The organism is Solitalea lacus, assembly GCF_022014595.1.
Taxonomy (GTDB): Bacteria; Bacteroidota; Bacteroidia; order Sphingobacteriales; family Sphingobacteriaceae; genus Solitalea; species Solitalea lacus.
In genome coordinates, this window is the sequence record NZ_CP091740.1 from 129,799 (window position 1) to 148,719 (window position 18,921).

Here is an 18,921-nt window from a genome sequence, read left to right on the forward strand (position 1 = left end):
TAACAGTATGAAATTTAATTATAAAAAGAATATAAAAGCTCCATTGATTGGTTTATCAATGGTAATCGGACTGTCTTCGTGTCAAAAAGATTTTGGAGATATTAATAAATCATGGAATAGTACGTCATATGTTGCAACAATCCCTGCTATGTATAATAATATAGCATCGACTATGTTGGAATCAGGTCAATCTCGTACTATCGTTTCTTCATTCTTGTACCAAAACACCCAATTGGCTGCTAATTTTGCAACTTCCGGATTTCGATTGGACGATCAAGTTGGGACACTTTGGAACAATTATTATTTCGCGTTGGCAAATGCACGAAAGTTGGAGGTAATGATTGATGAAGATATTAGAGCTCCGAAAATGACCAATGTCAAGGCCATGCTTAAAACACTAATGGCCTATAAAGCTTTAAAAACAACCCAGCTTTTTGGAGATATGCCTTACACTCAAGCTGGAAAAGTATATAGCGGTCCTGATTTTTACCGTCCGGTTTATGATAAACAAGCTGATATTTTCGCAGGGGCAATTGCTGATTTAAAATGGGCTATTGACAATTTTTCAACTAATGCTGATCAGGTATCTTTAGGAGCTAGTGAGAATATTTTCAATGGAGATATCGCTACTTGGATTAAGTTCGCCAACTCGTTGCGCTTAAGATACGCAATGGCTATTCGTGACAAGAACGCTACTTTGGCTGATCCTATTATTGCGGAAGCCTTAACCAAACCATTGCTAGTCCCTGGCGACAATTTGGGTATGTATCCAAGTAAAGTCACCAATTTAGTTTTGGATCGATCGGGATCATATAGAGGTAATAATAATATTGTGCGCATGGGAAGTACCATGTGGAGCGCAATGTCGAGCTCTAATGCTACTGATGGTTCAGGTATCTATGATTTAAGATGTAAAATTTTCTTTGAGCCAAATAAAGCTGGTCAATGGGTTCCTTATCCTCAAGCTCCAACGGGAACTACCACTCCTGAAATAAACGGAGATGGTCCATACCAAGCATCAAGAACAACAACTTGGGTGACACCGGCTAACTATTTATATTCGCCGCTAAACTACTATTATATAGCTGATAAAACATTCCCTGATTTGTTTATCACAGCAGCTGAAGTTAGCTTCTTAAAAGCTGAGATTTATAACAGAGGTATTGCCGGTATTACTGCGAACCCTGCAACGGCAAAAGCATTTTATGAAGAAGGTATTGCCGAATCAGTTAAGTTTTGGTATAAAACTGCCAACAGTTCTACAATTTGGGCAGTAAATAAACCCGCTGCAGCTCCAACTGCCGCTGAACTTACGGCTATGTTGACTAATCCGGCTGTAGCCTATTCAGCAACACCTGCAACGGCACTCGCACAAATTTACAAACAAAACTGGATTGCTCTTTTTCACCAGCCTTTTGAAGCATGGATGCTGCAACGCAGAACTGGAGCTACTCCAAATGTTCAACTTTCTCCAGATAGTCATGTGTTGAATATGAATAAATTGAATTATCCGGCATCGGAAAGTTCAACTAACTTCGACAATTGGAAAGCAGTTACCGGGGGGACTAATGATATGTCTGTTAAGCCTTGGTTTATGAAATAAACAATGCTAAAACAATAATAAACAGCCGCCTCAAAATGAGCGGCTGTTTATTTTGTTAAAAGAATCTCCACATTTTAAATCTCTTTGTTTTCAAGCAGCTCTTGGACGGATTGAAAAGTTTCTTTCTAAATCAATCGTTTTCATGTTATCCTATAATTTATTAGAAAGTACTTTTAACAACTCCCTCAGCCCTTCAATAGAGCCCTATCCCCCCTTTGATTTTAAATCTATCCCACCTCCTACCTGATCTGATTTAGCTTTTACATAAACCTACCTACCTATTCAGCTAAACTCACCTCCCTTAACCTAAACAGGCTTAGCCTTTACATAAACCTACTCACCCCAAAACCCAAACCGAGTTAACCTTTTCCTAAAGCAACTTCGCCTTAGAAGTGGGTAAGTTTGGGTATTTCATTATTAGGTTTGGGTGGAAAGAGGGGAAAGTTAATTTTTTCTCGCTGCAGATTGTGGACTCTTTGCAAACGAGCGCTAGCGTGGTAGCGCATTGGAGCTCCACTAGCATCTTTAAAAAGCAAAACCCCAAACCTAAAGTCTGGGGTAGTTAAAACTTAAATAGTCTTTAAAATCCTTAATTAATGGGCAGCAGCTTTCTTTTTCATTTTATAAGCCACGAATTTAACCCTGGCCTCATCATTCTTCATTTTCTGAAGTAAAGTTTCGGCATCGGCCAGGTATTCATCATTATTCTTCTTCATCTCTTTGACAACGGCAGTTTGTTGTTTTATTGCCATCTTTTTATCGCCAAGGTTATACAATTCCATATTCATGGCGTTAGTATAGTAGAAAGAAGCTGGGCTTAGATCTTGAGCTTTTTTATACAACTTTATTGCTAACTCTTTATCCTGCTTTTGATAGGAAAGCTTTAAAAGTAGAGACGCATTGGATACACAACCCTGTGCTGCAGAAGCCGAATCGATTGATCGAACAGGTTCAGGTGCATTTTTATCGATAATAATAAAAGTACGATTTATGTTCGTAGTCTGATCAGCCGGCAAAACGAATCTGGTTATAAATTCGCGCCTTGCCTGTAAAAGTTGAATACTGTCATTTATTGCATTATAGATCTTCATTTTGGTTTCCAAAATCTTTTTATCTCTTTTCGATTCGTTCAATACAAAAGCACTCAGTTCAGCAATACACTTGTTTAACAGAACTACCTTATCAGCTTTCGACCATTTGTTACTTCCTATCAATTCGAAAGGTTTATCGAATTCTTTCATTAATTCACGGTCGAGATCAGCGGCTGAAAGACCATCCTTTTTGCACAGCAGGACATCTATTGTTTTATAGTTTTTAACCAGGTAATCATATACCTTAACACCTCCGTTAAAGTTTTCACCTAAAAAACACAATTGATCATTTGTAGGATGCTCTGAGATGTATTTATTCAAATACTGCTCTAAAGGCCGACTTACAGGAGACCGCTCAGCCTTTAAACGTTTTATATAGTTCTGTAGGAAGACCTCATCATAATTACCTGAATCAAATCTGGCAGTCATTTCCTTTATGCTGATTTCGGTTTTGCCTGAAAACTTTGCTAACATTTTGTCGGCTACATCTCCAAACGCTGAAGATGACATGGAACTTTTCGATTGCCCAATAAGGGACTCATCCGCCGGATTAATAAATAAATAGGTAGGATATGCCTTTACCTCGTATTTCTTGGCTAGGTCAATCCCTTCACCCTTTTCAGCATCTATTTTCACATTTATAAACCCTTTGTTGTATTTATCTCCAATTTCAGGTTTCGTAAACACCGTTGAAGCCATTACTTTACAGGGACCGCACCAACTGGTATAAACATCCACAAAAATGGGCTTATTTTGTTCTTTTGCCTTTTGAACAATTTCCTTCCAAGATGTATGTTCAAACTCAATGCCTTGAGCCCAAGCTCCCATTGCATTAATTATTAGTAGAAAACTTAAAATCTGTTTTTTCATTTTTTTAAAAAATTGATTTGCATCCTATAGGATTATTTTAGACTCTTTAACAAATTGTACAATTACTTTAGCCGGAATAGCAAGGCTTGTTGTACGGCTGAATCTGGCAATGTTGATTCCGTAAAACTTACCATTGGTGCCATATAAAGGCCCTCCGCAATCGGCGGGTTTTAATTTGCCATCATGAACCAAGGCCTCTTTAAAATTATCCCGTCTTTGGCTTTTTCCTTCTATAAAGTGATCAAAAGAACTGTTAGGCGCTACGTAATAATGTTTAAGAACAATATCCTTGGTGTGCGCACTGCCTGACTTTTTAGTGTATTGAAGGGAAACCGATTGATTAATATCATACTTGGATAATTCCTTTGATAAACCATCGACAGTTAGTATAGGCTCGTTATTTATACTGGTTAACACATCGCCGATCTCAATATCATTTTCACCTTCCTTAACATTTGCAGCCTTAACGTTTGTCCCTTCAGAATAAAGCGCCGTAACTACAATCTGTTGGGTATCTATATTGAAATTGACACCAACCCCTAAAAAAGCGGCTGGCGACTTCGGTATTGCTAAAAACCGGTTGCCCAGAACACTCATTATACCGTCCTTTTGCGGTCGTGGGGAAATTAAAAAGTTGCCAAACTCCGGAAAAGAAACTGAATCAGCATTAATTGGTTGAAGATCAACACCGCCCTTTATTTCCATAGAAACTCCAAGAAGAACCAAATCGTTCTTTTCATCACGACTTATCACTTTGGCACTTACAAACTTCCCCGAAACCACTTCAATCAGCGGATGCTCACTTATTTCAGAACTTTTGCTAATGAAGAAACTTTTCCCCTTTAAATCTGACTCAGAAACTAAGCCCTTCAAATTGACCAGAGTACTCAAAATCGAAGCCTTAAGAACTGAATCCTTTACAGCAAACACTGTTTTCTGAAATTCTGAATCTTGCGTTTTAAAGCTTGAAATTAATTCAACCATTTCAGGAACAGGTTTCAACTCCGCTTTCTTATCCGGTGAAAACTTATCTTCAGGAATGAAGGCAGTATGAATTTCAGGGAACTGCAATGCTGTCCAATATTTTCTGAAAACATCTATAGGGGTTTCGAAATTATCCGCTTGGGCATCCCTGATTCGGCTATGTATGCCAATTACCCTTCCGTTCAGGTCAAAAAGTGGCCCTCCGGAATCTCCAGGCTCCATTAAGCAGGTGCTTTGGATATAACCATTTTCATGTAGTTTGTTATAAATATATCCAAACCGCACCGTAGGATTATTGAATCCCAAACTACTGGGACAAGCTATACTAAGGCAGGGTACATTGTTTTCCAATATTGAAGACCATCCCATATTTGCCGATGGCCACTTTCCTTTATCGGTAATGACCAGCATGGCGGCATCTACAGAGTTGGAGTTAATCACACCTAAGCCTTTGGCTCTAACTTGCCGCCCGTCAGTAAAAGTTACCAGGTAAATGGCATTGGGCGTTATAGCATGCCCTGCGGTAAGAATATGTCCCTTCCTATCCACCACCACGCCACTGAAATGGCCACCAACTCCTTTTTGGGATTCGGTATTATACGCAATTATGCGAACTGATGCATTATAGGCCTGTTTAATGCCTTGTTTAACTTCAGCCTGCATTTGCTCGCTATTAAAACTGTTATTTTGAGCAAATGTTGGTTTAAAAATTTGCAGGCAAATTAAAAATGCAAGTAGCTTTTTCATGTGGTCCGTCAAAGCACAATGGTTCTTAATAATTAATATTTTACTCTATTTGGCCCTTAAAACGGCCTCCGGGTTTTTGCTTAATTCTGAAAGCAATAATTCTTTTAATTTCGGATTCGAAGGACGGGGTGCATCAATAGTTACCACGTTTCCCTTTTTGTCGAATACCATGAATCTAGGAATTGCCTCGATTTTATAATCTTTAGTTATCTTGCTCCAACCGCTGGCAAAAAGTTGAACGCCATCCATTTCCTTTTCCTTAAGCATGGCTTTCCATTTTTGCTTATCCTTTTCTTCATCCAATGAAACCGAAATAAATACTACATCCTTTCCCTGTAATTCTTTTTCGAGATTTTTAAGTGAAGGAATTTCCTGCTTACACGGGCCGCACCAGGTTGCCCAAACATCCACCAATACCACTTTTCCTTTAAAATCGCTCAATGAAACTATCTTACCGTTTTGATCAGGATAAGTGAAATCAGCGGCAGGTTTTGCTCCGGTTTCGGCACTGTAATATTTTGAACCAAGCTTTTCAATAGCTGCCTTTTGGTATTCAGATTGAAAATATTTGCCAAATTTTTCAACTATTTCCTGAAAGCCGGCGTAATTTTTCACTCCCTTTATACCCAAAGGACTTCTCAAGATATATGCTCCTTTTACCTTGTCGGAATTAAAGGCGGCAATCTTGTTATCCAAGGTTGACCGGCCCGGCACGGCATAGTCTGCATACAGGTCCATAAAACGCTTGCCATAAAGGGTTAACAACACATGATCGTTGTTGAATTTATCTTTAACAACAATGGTATTGTAATATGGAATGAAATCCTCCGTTTTGGGATATTCATTACGCGGGGTACGCAAAAAGTTCAGAGCGTAAAGATCCAAATCATAAACCGTCACTTCTTTCATCAACTCATTGAAACCGGTATTTTTGGTATTGATGGTCCTTCTGAATTCTTCAGCTTTGGTTGCAACTTTAGTAAACTCCGGAAAGAAATCACGAAAAGTGCTATTGTCTGCAAAGTGAAGAGATTTATTCTTCAGGCTTTCCGTCATTTGAGTCCATGACGACAGAATGGTATTTTCAGGAGTTTGCTTACCCACAAACTGCATGGTTTTATTATATATTGAAACCTCGGCTTTATCTCCTTTTTTAAAATAAATCGGAAATTTACCTCTTTTAAATTCAGCCCATCCAATGACATAAAAACCCTCGTATGCAGGAGTAAACAAAAAGCCAAAAGAACCATCCTTCGCCAGATTGGTTTTAGCTACTTCAACCGGCTCACCATCCTCAATCGAGAACAAGGTAATGTCTTGATCATGATAAAAATCTGACCCTACTGTTCCCCGAATTTCATTCATTTGGGCAAACAATGTGCTGCCAAGCAACATGGCAAAGGCTAGCATCACTAATTTTTTCATATTTATTTAATGCAACCTGTGAGGTTGAGTTTAATTGATTGGCAAAAACAACTACGGCCCAAGGACCGCAGTTGAAATAATGAAAGAAATAAAGAACTATTTTGATCAAACAACCTTTAATTGCCTCTTAGACCGTTTATTATAAGCTCTGTTTAGAAAGTTCTTTGAGCAATAACTCCTTTAATTCCGGTTGTGAAGGGCGAGGAGAATCCAAATTAACGATTTTACCCTCGCGATCGAACACCATAAAACGTGGAATGGTAGCGATTTGATAGAAATCCAGTAATTCATTTTGAGGGCCGCCGAACAATTGAATACCACCTAATTTCATGTCATTAATCATTTTCAACCATTTGTCCTTATCTTTTTCCTGATCCATAGTAACACTTACAAAGGCAATGTCTTTATCATGCAACTCCTCTTCCAGTTTTTTCAAGAATGGAAGCTCTTGCTTACAAGGTGCACACCAGGTTGCCCAAACATCTACCAAAACCACTTTGCCTTTTAAATCGCTAAATGAAACCATTTTGCCATCTTTATCAGGGAAGCTGAAATTTCTAGCCTGACCGCCTGGAGTTGCCATATATAATTTTTGGCCTAAGGCCTTTACTTCTTCTTGAAGACCCGGTGATGTTTTAAGATAGCGGTCGTATTTCTGAACAAATTCCTCGTATCCTGGGTAAGACTTTATATATGGGGTCCTACTCTTTAAAATATACACGCCTTTTTGATGGTCAGAAACAAGTAAATTCATTTTAGCCTCGTGTGTACCTTTTCCGCCAAACTCATTCACATATGAAGAAATGAATCTTTCGCCATACATGGTCGACAAAATATCATCATTGGGGTAGTTTTCCTTTTTAATGGTTTTGTAATAAGGAATAAAATCTTCCGCTTTTGGATGGACTTTACGTGGCGTATGTCTAAAGTTAAGCGCATAAAAATCCAAATCGAAGTAAGTTACGGAGGTCATTAAACGATTAAAATTCGCATTCTTTGTTTTAATCGTTTTTCTAAACCCATCCGCCTGGGATGCAACTTTAGTAAATTCAGGGAAAAAGTCTACATAAGTACTCATTGGAGGTTCGGCAAAATAAACTGCTTTTACCTTTATTTCTTGAGTCAGGTTGATCCACGATGAAAGAACGGTATTTTCGGGAGTCTGCTTGCCGATAAACTTCATCCTTTTACCATCAATAGCAATTTCGCTTTTATCTCCTTTTTTAAGGTACAACGGAAACTGACCTGGCATTGATTTACCACTATTACCTACCACAAAGAAACCTTCCGCCTCCGGTTCAATCAAGAAACCAAAAGCCCCATCTTTAGATAACCTTGTACTAGCGATCAATTGCATGTCACCGTCTTCAATTTTGTAGAGGTTGATGGCTTTATCATTCGTATTTTTTGCCACCCCGCGTACTTCACTTAACTGGGCAAATGAAACTTTTGACAGCAACAGCGCGGCAAGTATTAAAACTTTTTTCATTATTTTTTTATAATTTCTTACTTAATAGTTCTTTCAAATACACCTTTAGCAGTGGATTTGACGGGCGTTGGCAGCATTTAGCATTCACCATTTTTCCATCTTTGTCTATTATCAGAAAGCGAGGAATACCTGTTAAGCCCACCTGATTGAAAAACGGATTTTTTCTCATTCCCTCTTTCATGAGTAATTGCTCACCCTTAAGATTACGTTTCGTTAAGAACTGCTTCCACAAATTGGCATCATTGTCACCTGAGAGAGAAACGAATACAATGTTTTCGCCTTGCATTTCATGCTCCAGTTTTTTAACGAAAGGAATTTCGGCTATACATGGGTGACATGAGGTGGACCAGAGATCCATGAAAATATACTTACCCTTATAATCACTAATAGCAGCAGTACTGCCATCAGGACGCACGAAGGTAAATGCACTCATATCAGTGCCAGGCAATGCGTTAATAAAATTACTTTTCGCTTTTTCAGCCTTTGCAAGGGCGGCATTTATCTTCGAAATAGTTGCAGGATCTTTTACTAAAGGCATCACTTCTTTAGCTACTTCATTGATAGTAAAAACATCCCCTTCCAATGCAGCATAATCTAATAAAGCAACGATATAATCTTCCTTTAATTTTTGGTTTTCAATACTTTTTGCAAAGTTGGCAACCCAGGTATTTATGTTTCTGACGTTCAATTTACCGGCATCCATTTTGGCAAACATAAGTTCGGAAATGGTTTTAGACCAGTTGTGATAGTTAACGATTCCCGGAAATAATTGAATATCCAAATCATCGAATTTAACCTTATTGATCGCGTCTGTTTCGCCAAATACTTTGGATTCCATATAAGGACCAAACACCTTATCAAAATATTCACCCTGGGTATAACCTAATAAAACTTCCCGGTTACGTACAACTTCTACATTAGTTGAAGCATTGATTTCATTTACACGGTTGTAATAAACCTGTTTTAAAGTATATTGAGGATCATTATAGTCGTATTTGTGTGTCAGGTCAAAATAAAACTGGTTTACCTGGCTTCCATTGCCGCTAAAAACAAGTTTATTCTCCTTTACCGAAAGGCTAAGATTATCGCCCGGATTTAAGAATACATCAAATCCTCCTTTGAAACGTGGATCAGAAGCCATCAAGTTACAAAAAACTGGCTTTGCTAAATCAGCCTCCATGGCAAAATGACCATTTAAAACAGCAGCCTCTGCCAGAAGGATAGGTCTGGAACCCTTAATCCATACGTTAACCTGGGTACATTCTAAAGCATCTCCCTTAATTATCGTTTTAACTCCTTCATCTGCTACAGCAGGTAAAGAACTTCCTAATCCGCAAAGTAAAGCGGCATAAACCAAAAATTTCTTCATTAAAGTTTTTTAATAAATTGGTGTAAAGAAGCCGGAAGCCGAGATGGCTTCCGGCGTAATTTTTTAGTTGCGCTCTCTGTAGTGCAAGCTTACAACCTTACCAAAACCAGTATAGGTTTTATCCACAGTTAAAGGATCAGTAAACAGTGTAGGAACGTTGAACATTTCCATTTTACCATTTTTGTCAGCTGGCAATGCCGGATCATAACTACATACGATTAACTTATTCCCGTCTTTATATTTTATGAATCCAGTAGAGTTATGAAATGCGTGAAACTTCAAAACAGATATTTTTTGCGTCCCTTTATCAAACACAGTTGTAGTGCTTTTTGTCGGCACATCGTATTTATACACCTTTCCACCAACGTTATAAAATATAAAACCTTTGTCAGGGCTTATGGCAATTTTTTCTGCTTTATCAAAATCGGTAGCTGGCAACAGATCGAAATAACTTTGGGTTCCAGCTGGAGTAAATCGAGCCAGCCAGTACTGATTAGACGCATTTTTCAAAATCGCAAATACTTCTTTTGCACTTGTATTATAATCCATGTAGATAAGATCCATTCCAATATTATAACTAAATTTTTTACTGGCAGCAGGTGGATCTGTGAATGTTGAAACAGTACCATTTGAAGGGCTTATATGCTTTACAAAGCGTTTATTTACCACATCAAATGCAACACAAGATACAAAGGCGTCACTTTCATTTACTGCTATACATGGAGCGACTTTAAATAACGTTCCAGTTGAAGTTGTAAAATTAAGAGGTGTGCTATATCTAATATTAGTTGTTCGATCATAACAAAAAAGATCACCATTAGAAACCATATATGAACGATTAGGCCCTGCACGTCTTATTACATCATAATGGAAATTTTCAGGGAAATTATATCCATATACCTCATTTTCAGCATTGTAAATAGATGACCACTTGAAAAATTCCGGTTCAAGTCGATTGGTTTCCTGATCTGTCCCAACGTAAAGAGCATAATCCCCTGTGTTAATTCCAGGGGCAACAAAAGGAGTTGTGAGATTAAAGCCATACACAAATAAAGGTTTTCCTTTTAATGTTAAACCAGAACTAGTTTTAGCCAATAAGTCAGTAATGGTAGAAAACGTATTGTCTACCTCAAGAGAAAGCATATCTAACTGCGCCTTACCATTTACATCAGTCATTAACATCCAACCTTCATTAATTTCATTTCTAACAGTTAATGTAAAAGGTTTATCAAACGTAACTCCTGTTTCTTTATCTGTAATTCGATAAAAGAAAGTATAAGAATTTGCCTTTAATGGAACACCTTGAAACTCCAGATCTTTGGTAGTAGCTAATACATGAATTTTTCTATCGGCAGGATCAACATACCTCCATTCATAACTATAACGTGAAGGATCACCTTTGACATCCATCGTATAAGACACCTCTGGTTTAATTGTCAATGGCTTTCCATAAACGGCATTAACTACCCCCAATTCGCCAAATTCCGAAAATGTAACCTTATTAATATCATGATATTCATAGTTACCAATATCTTTTTTGCAAGAGCTTGCAACTACTATTGAAGCGGCTATTAAATAAGAATATATCCTTTTTTTCATGTTTTCTTTTATTAAAATAAACGTTCATTACTGAGCGGCTGCCGCCATCTTCATTACCGTTACACCATCCGCTTCATAAATAATATTACCCAAGGCTTTTTGCTCATTCAGGTAGCGTTGAGTAACTTTAGCATAAATCAGGGCTTCCGAAGTTAACATTGTCTCCATGTATAGTGGAGTTATACTGTTAAGTTGACAGACCAAAAACATTTTTTTTCTGGAGAATGGACCATAAAAATTAACATTCATACCCTTTGGCTGCAGCAGCACATCAGTAACCGTAAGCTTTTTAGTTATACATTTCACTACTTTATTAGTTTTTGAATTCAAGCGCTGTTTCATATCAGTCTTAAAGTTCTCGTTAGGTAGTAAATTGAAAATGATGCTAAACGTGTTATTTAGCATATCCTGAGTGCGAATCAATCTAACAGGAATAGTATCCTTAAGGGCATTTTTCTTCATGACAAAAGTTGTAGGCAATTCAAAATGTGTCCCTAAAACAGCCGTTGAACTTGGGTCAATTTCCAGCTTATACTCCCGATCGTAATTAACCGGAGCACCCACCACTGATACTATCACCTTGTGAACAGAGTCGGTATTTGTGACCTGGGCAAATGATATTGCCGTCGAATCAATTGCAACTCTAGGGTCCATTGAACCAGCTTCAGTAAAATAAATAGTAGACTCTCCTTCATAAGTCATTAAACCCTTTTCACAAGAGATCAATGATCCAACGAACAATAACGCACTAAGTTGATATAATAATTTCTTCATGATTTAAACGATTAATGAAATTGAGATTCAGAAAGAGGAAGAGGAACTACATATTTGCTTGCATCCATTGTATATGCTGGAGCACCATCTACACCTGATGGGATAGAGGCTGTATTTGTTCTTTTATAGTAATAGAACAACTGACCCTCTCCAAAAAACTCCTTTTTATATTCTTTCAATAATTCATTCTTAAAATTAGCAGTTGAGCCAAGGTTAATTAATCCCCTATTGTTCCTTACAGTATTTAAATAAGCCAGTGCCTGATTTTGATCAAGTTCACACTCAGCAGCGATATAGTACATTTCAGAGATCTTTAACAACGGAATAGTGTTCCTAAAACCTAACTTTTTCTCTATATCAGCATATTTCTTAAATGTTCGAAAAGTTTTACTAGAATTTGCAGGAACCTCCCAGTGCGGATCATATCTATAATCAGCTGATAATCCACTTGCATCTGTCTCAAACACACTTGTCAAACTAGCAGTACTTGGCGCAAGGATTACGATATTATCCAATGATGCACCATCAAACAAAGCATTTTGCGTTTTGTAGAGTTGATCCGTATACGTACCCAATATCATCTCCGTACTGAAAATTCGGTCGGGATTTACTCTTTCATTTTTGTTTGCAAGTGTTGTCCAAGGAAATTTTGAAGCGTTTTGAATGACAACCTTAGCCGCTGCCAAAGCAATCGCTTTATCTCCTCTGTATAAATTAACCCTGGCTTGTAAGGCTTTAACCGCAAAATAATTGAAGCGATAATTTCTATTCACCATAAAATCACTAGAAGTCGACGACATTACACCATTGGTTATTACGGGATCTTTCTCTAATAATTTTTCAGCATTGTTCAAATCTGTTACAATGTTTTTCATTACCTCATTAGCAGGCAGCAAAGGTCTGGCGACCGAGGACACTGTTTTATCATAAAATGGGATAGAAATTTGTGTCGAATCAACAGTGCTGTACATCGGACCAAATAAGCGCAGCATGTCAAAGTGAAGCATAGCACGCATAGCTATTGCCTCACCTCTATAAATCGAATCCGTTTTCGCATCTAAAAGGCCGGGTTTAGCATCCAGGTTTTGTAAAAAGCTATTGATGTTCATAATGGTAGAGTAGGAAGTTCTCCATATGTCCTCCATTTTAGACTTCACACCAGCGTCACCATAACTATATATAGAGGTTGGATAATACGCTGTATTTTGGCTGTTTAGGCTATATCGCTGCCCCATCACGTCCACAGTACTTAATGTAAGGTTCTGTCCATACAAGGAATTACTACCAATTCTGACATACAACCCATTTAAAGCCAGGTTTACACCTTGTTTATTAGCAAAAACAGTTTGTTCCAACATTTTATCTTCAGGCTGCACATCTAAAAAATTTTGACATGAAGCAAGGCCCAGTAATGCAGCAACCGATATTAATAAGTTTATATAATTTCTTTTCATTATTCTTAGATTTTAGAATGAGGCCCTTAAACTGAATGAAACTGAACGGGCAAACGGATATTCTATACCTCTTTCACGTTTAACGGTAGAAATTCTAACGATATCATTGGTATATGCAGAGAAATTCAAACTACTCATCCCAATGTTCTTAACCCATTTTGCATTTTCGAAGGTGTAGCCTGCACTGATCGATTCGAAAGAAAAAACATTTTCCTGCTGTACAAATCGCGACGACATTTCAGTTGCGTCTGTTAAGGAAATGCCCTTAAACTGTGTTATATCACCCGACTGTTGCCAACGATCATAAAGGGCTCTTTTATCCTGGTTTAAAGAAAGTTGAGCATAAGAAATGTTTTCAACTTTATTAAATAAGGCTGTATTAATGATATCTGCTCTTTGACTATATCTCATAGACATATTGACATTGAACCCTTTGATTCTAATCGCGTTAGTAATGATCCCTTGAATAAGAGGATCTGTATTTCCAATACGTTGGATGGCGGCCTTATTATAATCGAACGTATATTCACCGGTTGATGTTAGGAACATTTCACGGCCTGTTCCGGGATCAATACCCAAAGACTTTGCAGCCCAGATATCCGAAGGACTGTATCCATCCTGGAAACGGAGATAAGTTTTATTCGCCTCTTGGGTCTTATTCAAAGAAGCCAATGAGTTGCCAAACCCGCCGTAACTGCTATGTGTATGGCTTCCTGTTAAACTTATCGTCCAATTGATTCGGCTCTTAAGGTCCCTGATTACATTATAAGCAATCCTCGTCTCAATACCATTGGTTATAAGATGGCCTAAATTTTCCTGGTGATTAACAAGACCTGTTGAAGAAGCATTGTTAACATTAACAACAAGATTTTCTGTGTATTTATTATAAAACTGAAAATAACCACTAAACCTATTATTAAACAAACCGAAATTAATACCGGTACTCAGCTGATAGGTCTTCTGTGCTTTAATATCAGGATTTGCAACCGAAGCTATATTTACTGCTCCCCCGAATTTGTTATAGCTTGAATTATAATTATAAACAGTTGATGAAGCAACGCTTCCAAAGTTTTGATTACCCGTAGCTCCAAAATTCGAATGAATCTTTAAGTTATCTAACCAGGAAATACCTTTAATGAACTTTTCATTGGAAAGATTCCATCCTATACCGGCTGCATAATAAGGCGACATCCTTTGGTTAGTACCATAAGAGGTTGAACCATCTAAACGATACGATGCATCAAAAAGAAATCGTCTATCATAAGAATAGTTAGCAGATACCAATGTGTTAGCAGTTCGATATACAGTTTGTGCTGCTGATGGTTTATTTAAATTATCATACCCAAAAGCAAATCGGGGGTTTCCGTTAGTTCCTGATGGGAAACCCACGAAAACGGTACCTAAAGAGTTGTTAATACGGTGACTCAATTCAGTACGGGCATTCGCAGTAATAGAATGCTTACCTAATACTTTTCCAAAACTTAATAATGCATTCCCTGTATATGAAAGGCTTTCTGATTTATTATTTTGAGACCTTCCTTTAAGGGTAAAATCAACATTTTCGTACTTTGTATTGTCAGGGGAGGTAAATACTGTAGAAGAACTTTGTCCTTTAGCTATTTGAAAACCTCCGTCTAAGCGTAATTCCGGCAATATTTCATACCTAACATTCATATTGTTTGAAAGATCTAAACCTTTGCCTGTATCATATGAGCTTAGCAAAGCATTATATAAAGGATTGCCAACGTTCAGAGTGATAATTTGAGCTGCATTTAGACCAGGGGCTTTGGATTGCTCAAGCCAGCGGGCGTTCGGATCCTTTGTATAATAAGGATTTAGGCTTGCATAGGTAGAGAAATCACCGTAAGGTGATTCTGCACTAGAAGTACCGCTTACAGAAAAATTATTGGTGATAGAAAACTTTGATTTGCGATAAACTAAATTCATATTTCCGCCCCAGGCATCACGACCCGACCCTTTCATTACCCCGTCTTGCTTTCTGTAATTAAATCCAACACCATATTGAAGATTTTGATCGCCACCGCTCACTGAAAGTGAATTATTATCAGTAAATGCAGTACGAACAGGTTCGTTTAACCAATAAGTATCCACACCTTGTTTAACTGTAATAAGATGGGTATTGTACAATTGATCCAAATAAATCTGATCTGCAGCATCAAGAGGAGCTGTATATCTTCCTGAAAGCTTTTCGAACTGGAGTTTTTCAGTTGAATTCATTAGGTTATATACTGTCAAATCAGGAGCCGCTACGCTTAAGTCATTGCTATAGGAAAACCGGAGTTTACCTTCTTTAGGTTTTACTGTTTCAACAACCACCACGCCATTGGCCGCTTTTGATCCGTATAAAGCCGTAGAGGCCGCATCTTTCAGGATGACTACTGATTGTATACGGTTCATATCCAAATCAATAATTCTTTGAAGGGTGGTTTCAAAACCATCTAAAATGAATAATGGTTGATTGGGATCCGAGGCAAATTGATCTTGTAAAGTCAAGCCTGATGCTCCGGTTTTACCGCGTATTTCAATTACTGGTGTGCTGTTCGGATCCGATCCTTTTAAATTATTTTCAACAACGATAAAAGCAGGATCTAATGCTTTTAAGCTTTGTATTAAATTGCTGTTCCCGATGGCTTTTAATTGTTCACCGGTATAAGTAGCTGTAGCACCGGTAAAAGTTTTTGCATCACGGTTGATACCGGTACCTGTTACTACAACTTCATTAATCTTAAGCTGGTTCGGCTCAAGCTTAACCGTCATTTTAGCTTTCGCAGGAACTTGCTGGCTGCGATAACCGATAAATGAAAAAGAAAGCACCGCATTTTCTGGTACATTCTTCAAGATAAACTGACCTTTTGCGTCGGTTTGAGTTGCAATGTTGGAACCTTTAACTACGATGTTAACACCAAGCATTGGTGCTCCTGTTTCGTCAATTACCTTGCCGATAATATCCTGGCTGGGGCGTTGTGTCTCATTAGAGTTAATTGAAGAACCTGCCTCTTTTGAGGTTTTAATGAGAATGTATTTATCATTAACCTCAAATTGAAGGCTTTTGCCTTTTAATACCAGCTTCATCACTCCTTCAACTTCTTCACGATTAAAATCAACAGAAATTTTTTCCTGATCATTCAATACATTGTTGTTGTAAAAGGCGACCAAGCCTGTTTGTTTTTTAACTTCCGCAAGCACTTTTGCAATGCTGATGTTATTTGCTTTAAATGTTACCAATGCTTTAGGTTGATAAGCAAGGGCATTCATCGAATTACAAATAAGAAACAGCAAAGCTAGCAGAGCAGCTAAACGTCGACTACCTCGTAAGCCTTTCATTAATTGTAAAGTTTCTCCATTCATAAATAATAGTTAGGTTAAATTTTGCTTGATTTGAATTCAAGACAATAAAATTTTGAAAACGGGTGACAACAACTTTTTTTTTCAGATAAAAATTTCTCAATTAGCTATAAATCAAAACTAAACACTGAAAATTTCATCTTAACCCATTGTCAACTAAATCATTAACATCTATTTGACAATACTAATTAAGATTAGCGGAGAACAGCATGGACTAAAAATGGAATAGCATGGACTAAAAAATAAAAAGACCCCAATGACCGGAGTCTTTAAATTAAGATTAAAGAATTACGAATTCTCTTTAAGAATAATTTCATAAAACACAGAGAGCCCCAAGAAGGGGCTCTCTGTGTTAAGGTTAAAACTAATTATGAAAATCTTTATCTCTGTTTACTAAGCACAACAGTATTATTATCGTTTATTGTGTATTGAAGCCTTGAGGTGATGGTTAAATTTTCCAAGAATTGCTTTAATGGTTTATCTTTTTCAATAGCTCCTGAAATTTTAACACTTTGAACGCTTGAATCGGCAATCTCTATTCTCACATCATACCAACGCTGAACAATTTCAGCAATTTCTTTAATGTCAGCATTATTAAAAAAGTAAATGCCATTCATCCATGAAAGCTCTTGTTGATCATCAAACCAATTTTGAGTGAACCCGATCCCGGTTGTATAAGTTGCCATTAGCCCAGGTTTCAGCAAGGACTCTTCACCGTGAGCATTCAACTTTACTGATCCTTCTACCAACGCCACCTTCAAGGCTTCTTTAAAATAGCTATTTACATTAAATGAAGTACCCAACACCTGAACATCCACGTCATTCACTTTTACAATAAAAGGTTTTTCCGCATTCTTCGTTACTTTAAAATAAGCTTCTCCTTTTAAGTAAACTATACGATTCTCGTCTCCAAATTCGAGGGGGAATTTTAATTCCGAATCAGAGTTGAGCCAAACTTCAGTGCCATCAGAAAGCTTTATTTTATAATCTTTTGTACGGGGGACTATTAAAGTATTATAATTCAATGCATGCTGTTGACCCTTCGATTCATATTTTAAAGCGCCTTGCTCATTATGCAAAACAGCAGTAGCAGTGTTTAACGTTTTATTTTGGGCGATTTGATCTAAGGCAACTGATTCACCAGTGGTCAATATCAGTTTTACGTTGTCTTTATTTTGAGCAAATTGAAACTGCTGATCTTTTGAGAAATAGTTTCTTAATACGAAAACAGTAACGATTGCAAGTGGTAATAAAACCGATGCGGCCACCAACCATCTTTTTAAATTTATGAACTTGACCGTTTTCGGCATTTCAACTTCTGGAGTCATTACCGAATTGATTTTGTTCCAGGCAGCATTCTGATCTATCTTGCTTAAAAAGGTGGCAGCTTTGGCTCCGCGGAATGATTCGGCATAGTCGCCATAAAGCTCCTTTACCTCTTCATCCTCGTTTATAAATCTAATCAACAACTCGCTATCCTCCGAAGAGATTTCGCCCGTTAGCTGATCGATGATCAATTGTTCAATATCTTCTTTATAATTTCTTTCCATCCTAGTTATTTGGTAGACATTTTTTTTTAACTAATGGGTGACAAAAAATAATACTATTTTTCTATTTAAAACTAGCCATCTGTTCCCTCATTTTGGAAAAAGCCCTTTTTAATTGAGTCTTAATGGTATTAATGCTAACCCCTATTTCATCTGCAGCTTCCTGATATTTTTTATTTTCTAAAGCAACAATAGTGAAAACCAACCTACATTGATCAGGCAATGTTGAAAGAGCCTTGTCAATGCGGTATTGCAATTCTTTATTTTCTAATACTTTATCTGAATTTTCATCTGCAACAAAATCAGCATCTTCAAGTGCCAATTCAACATAGGTTTTTCTTTGTTTAATACGATTTAAACAGATATTTCTAATTGCAGATTTTAAATACGATTTTAAAGAGGTTTCGATCTGGAAATATTGCTTTTCCTGCCATAATTTAAGAAAAAAAGCTTGTACGACATCCTCAGCCTCTTCGCTATTATTTAATAAGAAAAAAGCTTGCAAACAAAGCTGCTTATAATATTTATCAAATAAATTCTTGAACCCTGCGGCTTCATCAGCCTTTAATTGTTCAAGTATCAAAATATCATCCATGCAATTTC

12 protein-coding genes are annotated in these 18,921 nt (G+C 37.3%); 1 reads left to right on the top strand and 11 read right to left on the bottom strand.

Annotated elements, in window-relative coordinates; all coding sequences use genetic code 11:
• Nucleotides 1-7: 7 nt before the first annotated feature.
• Nucleotides 8-1,603 (top strand): SusD/RagB family nutrient-binding outer membrane lipoprotein, encoded by a 1,596-nt coding sequence (locus L2B55_RS00555; RefSeq protein ID WP_237848329.1) that lies wholly within the window; start codon nt 8-10, stop codon nt 1,601-1,603.
• 593 nt (nt 1,604-2,196) lie between these two features.
• Here L2B55_RS00555 and L2B55_RS00560 read toward each other — a convergent pair.
• From L2B55_RS00560 to L2B55_RS00610, 11 genes are all read right to left on the bottom strand, one after another.
• Nucleotides 2,197-3,564: a thioredoxin family protein gene (locus L2B55_RS00560; RefSeq protein WP_237848330.1), complete on the bottom strand. Its 1,368-nt coding sequence runs from the start codon at nt 3,562-3,564 to the stop codon at nt 2,197-2,199.
• A gap of 24 nt (nt 3,565-3,588) precedes the next feature.
• Complete coding sequence (locus L2B55_RS00565; RefSeq protein ID WP_237848331.1) at nt 3,589-5,295, bottom strand: trypsin-like peptidase domain-containing protein; 1,707 nt, start codon at nt 5,293-5,295, stop codon at nt 3,589-3,591.
• Between the two features lie 45 nt (nt 5,296-5,340).
• Nucleotides 5,341-6,720, bottom strand: a complete 1,380-nt coding sequence (locus L2B55_RS00570) for a TlpA family protein disulfide reductase (protein WP_237848332.1) — start codon at nt 6,718-6,720, stop codon at nt 5,341-5,343.
• Between the two features lie 139 nt (nt 6,721-6,859).
• Nucleotides 6,860-8,209, bottom strand: coding sequence for a TlpA family protein disulfide reductase (locus tag L2B55_RS00575; RefSeq protein ID WP_237848333.1), 1,350 nt, complete (start codon nt 8,207-8,209; stop codon nt 6,860-6,862).
• A gap of 7 nt (nt 8,210-8,216) precedes the next feature.
• On the bottom strand, nt 8,217-9,578 hold the full coding sequence (locus tag L2B55_RS00580; RefSeq protein ID WP_237848334.1) for a TlpA family protein disulfide reductase: 1,362 nt from the start codon (nt 9,576-9,578) through the stop codon (nt 8,217-8,219).
• A 63-nt stretch (nt 9,579-9,641) separates the two neighbouring features.
• Entirely contained in the window at nt 9,642-11,177 is a 1,536-nt protein-coding gene (locus tag L2B55_RS00585; RefSeq protein ID WP_237848335.1) for a PKD-like family lipoprotein, read from the bottom strand.
• A 27-nt stretch (nt 11,178-11,204) separates the two neighbouring features.
• Complete coding sequence (locus tag L2B55_RS00590) at nt 11,205-11,951, bottom strand: DUF4843 domain-containing protein (RefSeq protein WP_237848336.1); 747 nt, start codon at nt 11,949-11,951, stop codon at nt 11,205-11,207.
• 11 nt (nt 11,952-11,962) lie between these two features.
• Nucleotides 11,963-13,405: a RagB/SusD family nutrient uptake outer membrane protein gene (locus L2B55_RS00595; protein ID WP_237848337.1), complete on the bottom strand. Its 1,443-nt coding sequence runs from the start codon at nt 13,403-13,405 to the stop codon at nt 11,963-11,965.
• A gap of 12 nt (nt 13,406-13,417) precedes the next feature.
• Nucleotides 13,418-16,774, bottom strand: a complete 3,357-nt coding sequence (locus L2B55_RS00600; RefSeq protein ID WP_237848338.1) for a SusC/RagA family TonB-linked outer membrane protein — start codon at nt 16,772-16,774, stop codon at nt 13,418-13,420.
• A 377-nt stretch (nt 16,775-17,151) separates the two neighbouring features.
• Entirely contained in the window at nt 17,152-18,321 is a 1,170-nt protein-coding gene (locus tag L2B55_RS00605; RefSeq protein ID WP_237848339.1) for a FecR family protein, read from the bottom strand.
• Nucleotides 18,322-18,382: 61 nt separating this feature from the next.
• A complete protein-coding gene (locus L2B55_RS00610; protein ID WP_237848340.1) occupies nt 18,383-18,913 on the bottom strand; it encodes an RNA polymerase sigma factor in 531 nt (176 codons plus the stop codon).
• Nucleotides 18,914-18,921: the final 8 nt, after the last annotated feature.

Excerpts from the sequence above, each read along its gene's own strand:
- L2B55_RS00555 (WP_237848329.1), top strand. The coding sequence starts at position 8 with ATGAAATTTAATTATAAAAAGAATATAAAAGCTCCATTGATTGGTTTA.
- L2B55_RS00560 (WP_237848330.1), bottom strand. The coding sequence starts at position 3,564 with ATGAAAAAACAGATTTTAAGTTTTCTACTAATAATTAATGCAATGGGA.
- L2B55_RS00565 (WP_237848331.1), bottom strand. The coding sequence starts at position 5,295 with ATGAAAAAGCTACTTGCATTTTTAATTTGCCTGCAAATTTTTAAACCA.
- L2B55_RS00570 (WP_237848332.1), bottom strand. The coding sequence starts at position 6,720 with ATGAAAAAATTAGTGATGCTAGCCTTTGCCATGTTGCTTGGCAGCACA.
- L2B55_RS00575 (WP_237848333.1), bottom strand. The coding sequence starts at position 8,209 with ATGAAAAAAGTTTTAATACTTGCCGCGCTGTTGCTGTCAAAAGTTTCA.
- L2B55_RS00580 (WP_237848334.1), bottom strand. The coding sequence starts at position 9,578 with ATGAAGAAATTTTTGGTTTATGCCGCTTTACTTTGCGGATTAGGAAGT.
- L2B55_RS00585 (WP_237848335.1), bottom strand. The coding sequence starts at position 11,177 with ATGAAAAAAAGGATATATTCTTATTTAATAGCCGCTTCAATAGTAGTT.
- L2B55_RS00590 (WP_237848336.1), bottom strand. The coding sequence starts at position 11,951 with ATGAAGAAATTATTATATCAACTTAGTGCGTTATTGTTCGTTGGATCA.
- L2B55_RS00595 (WP_237848337.1), bottom strand. The coding sequence starts at position 13,405 with ATGAAAAGAAATTATATAAACTTATTAATATCGGTTGCTGCATTACTG.
- L2B55_RS00600 (WP_237848338.1), bottom strand. The coding sequence starts at position 16,774 with ATGAATGGAGAAACTTTACAATTAATGAAAGGCTTACGAGGTAGTCGA.
- L2B55_RS00605 (WP_237848339.1), bottom strand. The coding sequence starts at position 18,321 with ATGGAAAGAAATTATAAAGAAGATATTGAACAATTGATCATCGATCAG.
- L2B55_RS00610 (WP_237848340.1), bottom strand. The coding sequence starts at position 18,913 with ATGGATGATATTTTGATACTTGAACAATTAAAGGCTGATGAAGCCGCA.